Here is a 4,518-nt window from a genome sequence, read left to right on the forward strand (position 1 = left end):
CCATTGATGAACGGCAAGGCGTAGTCGAGAATGGCGATTTCCGGTTCGGTCAGTCGTGCCTGTCCGACAGCGTCCCGCCCGTCGGCGGCTTCGCCGACGATTTCCCAGCGATCCCGCTTCGACAGGATCGCTTTCACGCCTTGCCGGACGATCTCGTGGTCATCCGCGATCAGAATCCGTGTCATACCACCCCACGCGTCCGAATGGACCCTTTAAGTTCTACACCGGAAACGCTCTTCCGGCAAAAATTAACAGTTACGTACTTACGATAATGCAATCGATGCTTGCTAATGCCGATCATATCATGTGGGAGCGTGGCAGATGAGGCAACGATTAACGAGGCTCGGTCAATTTGCGGGATTGGTCCTGTCAGTCTGGATGACGTTTCCCGCGACTTCAATTGCAGCCGATCTGGTTGTGGCCATGCCGAATTGGCCGTCGGGCCAGGTTACCGCAAATATCATCAAGACAACTCTCGAAGCGAACATGCATAAGACAGTCGACGTCGAGGAGATGGGGACGATGACCGCTTTCGCCGGACTTGCTTCCGGAGAGGTCGATGTCCATCCGGAGGTCTGGCTGCCGAACCTCAATTCGCTGGTGGAGAAATACGGCGATAAAGTCCAGCTTGCGGATTTCGGCGTTCCCGCCTGGCAGGGCATTTGCACGACCAAGCAGACAGTCGATAAAACGGGGATCCATGCAGTCGCCGACCTTCTCGATCCGAAAAAGACCGCAGCCTTCGACACGGACGGCGATGGCCAGGGAGAGATGTGGATTGGCGCAGAGACGTGGTCATCCACAGTCATCGAACGCATTCGGGCCAACAGTTATGGTTATGCCAAGACAATGCGGCTTCTAGAAATGCCGGAGGAAATGGGCATGGCGGCGGTCGATGCGGCCGAGGCGACAGACAAGCCGATCATATTTGCGTGCTACAGCCCCCATGTCGTCTTCAAGCTGCATGACATCGTCAAGCTTGATGAGCCCGCGCACGACGCGTCCAAGTGGCATGTAATCCTGCCCGCGGACGATCCAGATTGGCTGGCCAAATCGAGTGCACCCGTCGCCTGGGATGCCGCGCGCTTCCACATCGCCTACTCGAAGGCATTGGCTACGAAGAGTCCGGAAGTGACCAAGTTCCTTGAAAACATCGATTTCACGCCCGACGAAATCACCGAGATGAGCTATGCGGTCGAAGTCGACCGTCAACCGCCAGCCGACTACGCCAAGGCATGGGTCGGAAAACATGCGGACCGGGTGCAAAAATGGTTGAAGGGGACGGCGAAATGAAAAGAAGTTCCGCATCGTTTCTTGGCATGCAGTCAGCCATTTTTCTGGCTGTAGCAGGATTACTCGTCGGCGGTATCGCGGCGGGATTGGCGCAGGTTCCGAAGACGCAGATCTACGATACGAAGACCCGGACCTGGATCGCCTATGACAGCAAGAAAGCCCGCAAATATTACGCGGCGAACGGTCAGGTGCCCGAGGCATTCCGCAAGCAGATGGTTCCGTTCCGGACCGCTGAAAAACCGGGGACCATCATCATCGATGGCAACCAGCATTTCCTTTATCTCGTCAAAGGTGGCGGTCAGGCCGTTCGATATGGCATTGGCGTTGGCCGCGATGGCTTTGGCTGGGCGGGGATAGTGCGCGTTGGTCGCATCGCCGAATGGCCAACCTGGACACCGCCAGCCGAGATGGTGGCACGTGACCCGAATGCCGTGAAGTTCGCAGGGGGAATGCCCGGCGGTCCTGACAATCCACTCGGAGCACGCGCGCTTTATCTCTATGAGGGCGATCAGGACACGATCTATCGCATCCACGGCACGCCGGAGCCCTGGTCTATCGGGCTCAATGTGTCGTCGGGCTGCATCAGAATGAACAATGAAGACATTGTCGATCTGGCTTCACAGATCCAGGTCGGAGCGAAAGTGATCGTGCTTATGCAGGGCGCATCACTCTACAAAGGTGTTTGAGTAGCAAAGTCAGGGGGAAAACGATGCTTTGCAAATCAGGTCGAGGACATTTGAAAAATATCAACTTCATTGTGGTTGCGAGTGGTATATTCGCGCTGGCAGGATGTGTGTCGGACAACAGCCCCACACCCGAAAACATGGCAAGAAACACGGCACAGACGGCGCCCGCCGATTTGCAACTGGCCTGCGCCAGCGCTTCGGCGACAAAGTTTGGCGGCGATAGCGCGACGGTCCTTCCCGTGAGCTCGGCCGCCGTGGATGGCGGAAAATATCAGATCATCCTCGACTCCAAAGGTCAGCGTTCGACTTGCCTGATCGATTCCACCGGAGCCGTCCTGTCTGTGGAAAAGGTTTGATGCCCTAACGAACCTACTGCAAGCAATTACCGGGGTGCCGCACGTCGTCAAAACGTGGAATTTGAGGAGAGCCGCTATGTCATTGCACCAAAAAACGATTGCCGTGGTCGCTTCGGCAGCGCTGCTGATGTGTGGGCCGGGCATGCAGGCCTGGACGCAGACGCAGCCTGCGCCCGCTGCAACGGAGCCGGCAGCGCCTGCACCAGCAGCTTCCGCGCCGGCATTGCTGACGGCGGCAGAGCTGCAAACGCTGACTGCGCGCATCGCGCTCTATCCCGACGACCTTGTGGCCCTTGTGCTTTCGGCCGCGCTCAACCCTCTTCAGATTGTCCAGGCGGCGCGGTTTCAGGATCAGGCGAAAGCAAAACCCGATGCGAAACCGGATCCATCATGGGACGGAAGCGTCATATCGCTTCTCAACTATCCAACAGTTCTGACGATGATGAACGACGATCTCGAATGGACGCAGCAACTGGGCGAGGCGGTCGTCAATCAGCAAAAAGATGTGCTTGTGGCGATACAGGAACTCCGCGACAAGGCAGTGGACAATGGTACAATCAAGTCAAATGACAAGGTTGTCGTGGAGACAAACGACGACGACAACGTCATCATCCGTCCTGCCAAAAAGGAAGTGACGTACGTTCCGACCTATGATCCCGTCATCCTGACCAGCCCGACCTATGTTGCGACGGCCCCGATCGTTTATGGCGATCCTTATCCTTCGTACTACTATCCCTACGCTCCCTATTGGAGCGGATTTATCACCGGAGCCGTTTTCGGTGCGGCGGTCGACTGGGATAATTGGCACTCATGGGGAGGGGACGATGTCGACATCAACATCGACGATATCAATCGCAACGATTTCAATTTTGACAAGAACAATATCAACAACCTCAATTTCGATAGCAGCAAATTCAATTTCGACCGGGATTCCATCACGAACAATATTCGCGAGAACAGGGGAAACCGGCTCGATCTAAGGGAAAACGGCGGCCAGCTCGGCAACCTTGGCGGACTTGCGGGAGCCGCAGGTGCCGGGCTCGCGGGGGCTGCAATCGGATCGAGAATCCAGAGCAGCGATGTACGTCGCGATGTGCAGAACCAACTGAAGCAAAGGGACGGCGGCAATTTCGCCGGCAATCGCCCGGGTCAAGGTGCAAATCGTCCGGCCAATCGCGATATCGGGCAAGGAGCGGGAGCGGGTAACCGTAACATCGGACAAGGCGCAGGGGCCGCCAACCGCCCGAATCGGGACAGGCCCAATGCCAACCGCCCGGATCGACCTCGGCAACAGCCGGCAGGCGGTCGAGTCGATAACCGTCCGAGACAACCAAGTGCACTCGGCAATTATGGCTCCGGTCGGGATGCCCGCGMCTCGTCGCAGCGCGGCAATGCCAGCCTGGGTGGCGGCGGAGGACGTCCCAGAGCCCAGGGTGGTGGCGGTGCAAGGGTCCAGGGTGGCGGCCAGCGCGCCAGGGGCGGTGGCGGCCCCAGGGTGCAACGCGGCGGCGGAGGCAGAGGCGGCGGAGGTCGAGGTGGCGGAGGCCGTGGCCGTCGGTGACCTGTCAAGCCATCACCATTCCTTGTGAAGGGATTAGGAAAATGTATCGCTCAACTTTGAAAATACTTCTCGCTTCCGCATTCCTTTCGATAGCGGCAACGTCTCCTTTGATTGCGGCGGAGCCTTCGCTTCAACGTTTCGTTGGCGCAAAATCGGAAACTTTCAAGGAACCTGGGGAAGCACTGGAGGCCCTGAAAAAGGATCTCGGTGCCAAGGATGTCGACGCTTTGGCCAAGGTTCTTGGCCTGAATGCCGAAGCGGCCAAGAAATCAGATGACTTCGATGATCGTTTGACCGACCTCCAGAAGGCCTCCGGGGAACGCGCCGAACTGAAAGACCGGAAAGATGGCACCAAGGAAGTCATTCTTGGCAAGCTCGCATGGCCATTTCCGTTTCCCTTGGTCAAGCAGGACGCCGGCTGGCAGTTCGATACGAAGAAGGGGCTGGAGGAGATTCTGGCGCGGCGGATCGGCGAGAACGAAACCGCGGCAATAGAGACGTTGCGTAATTATATCCGCGCCCAAACTGCATACGCGCAGGAGGATCACGATGGTGATGGCGTGCTCGAATTTGCTCAGAAGCTGATCAGTGAAGAAGGAAAGCACGACGGTCTCTACTGGAA

At 57.4% G+C, this 4,518-nt stretch carries 6 protein-coding genes; 5 read left to right on the forward strand and 1 reads right to left on the reverse strand.

The window, feature by feature from the left end:
• On the reverse strand, positions 1–185 hold a 185-nt coding region (locus tag ACXJ5O_RS19635), incomplete at its 3' end, for a response regulator transcription factor (RefSeq protein ID WP_457301361.1).
• 136 nt (positions 186–321) lie between these two features.
• Between ACXJ5O_RS19635 and ACXJ5O_RS19640 the strand changes: the two genes are divergently transcribed.
• From ACXJ5O_RS19640 to ACXJ5O_RS19660, 5 genes are all read left to right on the forward strand, one after another.
• Positions 322–1,293, forward strand: a complete 972-nt coding sequence (locus tag ACXJ5O_RS19640; RefSeq protein WP_457301362.1) for an ABC transporter substrate-binding protein — start codon at positions 322–324, stop codon at positions 1,291–1,293.
• Positions 1,290–1,979: a L,D-transpeptidase gene (locus ACXJ5O_RS19645; RefSeq protein ID WP_457301363.1), complete on the forward strand. Its 690-nt coding sequence runs from the start codon at positions 1,290–1,292 to the stop codon at positions 1,977–1,979. The genes ACXJ5O_RS19640 and ACXJ5O_RS19645 overlap by 4 nt, the downstream gene beginning before the upstream one ends.
• 50 nt (positions 1,980–2,029) lie before the next feature.
• Complete coding sequence (locus tag ACXJ5O_RS19650) at positions 2,030–2,335, forward strand: hypothetical protein (RefSeq protein WP_457301364.1); 306 nt, start codon at positions 2,030–2,032, stop codon at positions 2,333–2,335.
• 76 nt (positions 2,336–2,411) lie between these two features.
• Positions 2,412–3,896 carry a DUF3300 domain-containing protein gene (locus tag ACXJ5O_RS19655; RefSeq protein ID WP_457301365.1) on the forward strand — a complete coding sequence of 495 codons (1,485 nt, stop codon included), beginning with the start codon at positions 2,412–2,414 and terminating at the stop codon, positions 3,894–3,896.
• A gap of 41 nt (positions 3,897–3,937) precedes the next feature.
• The coding region (locus ACXJ5O_RS19660; RefSeq protein ID WP_457301366.1) for a DUF2950 family protein at positions 3,938–4,518 on the forward strand (581 nt) is incomplete at its 3' end.

The organism is Phyllobacterium sp. P5_D12 (genome assembly GCF_054049495.1).

Bases quoted from the DNA above. Each gene is read 5' to 3' on its own strand.
- ACXJ5O_RS19645 (WP_457301363.1), top strand. From the start codon at position 1,290: ATGAAAAGAAGTTCCGCATCGTTTCTTGGCATGCAGTCAGCCATTTTT.
- ACXJ5O_RS19640 (WP_457301362.1), top strand. From the start codon at position 322: ATGAGGCAACGATTAACGAGGCTCGGTCAATTTGCGGGATTGGTCCTG.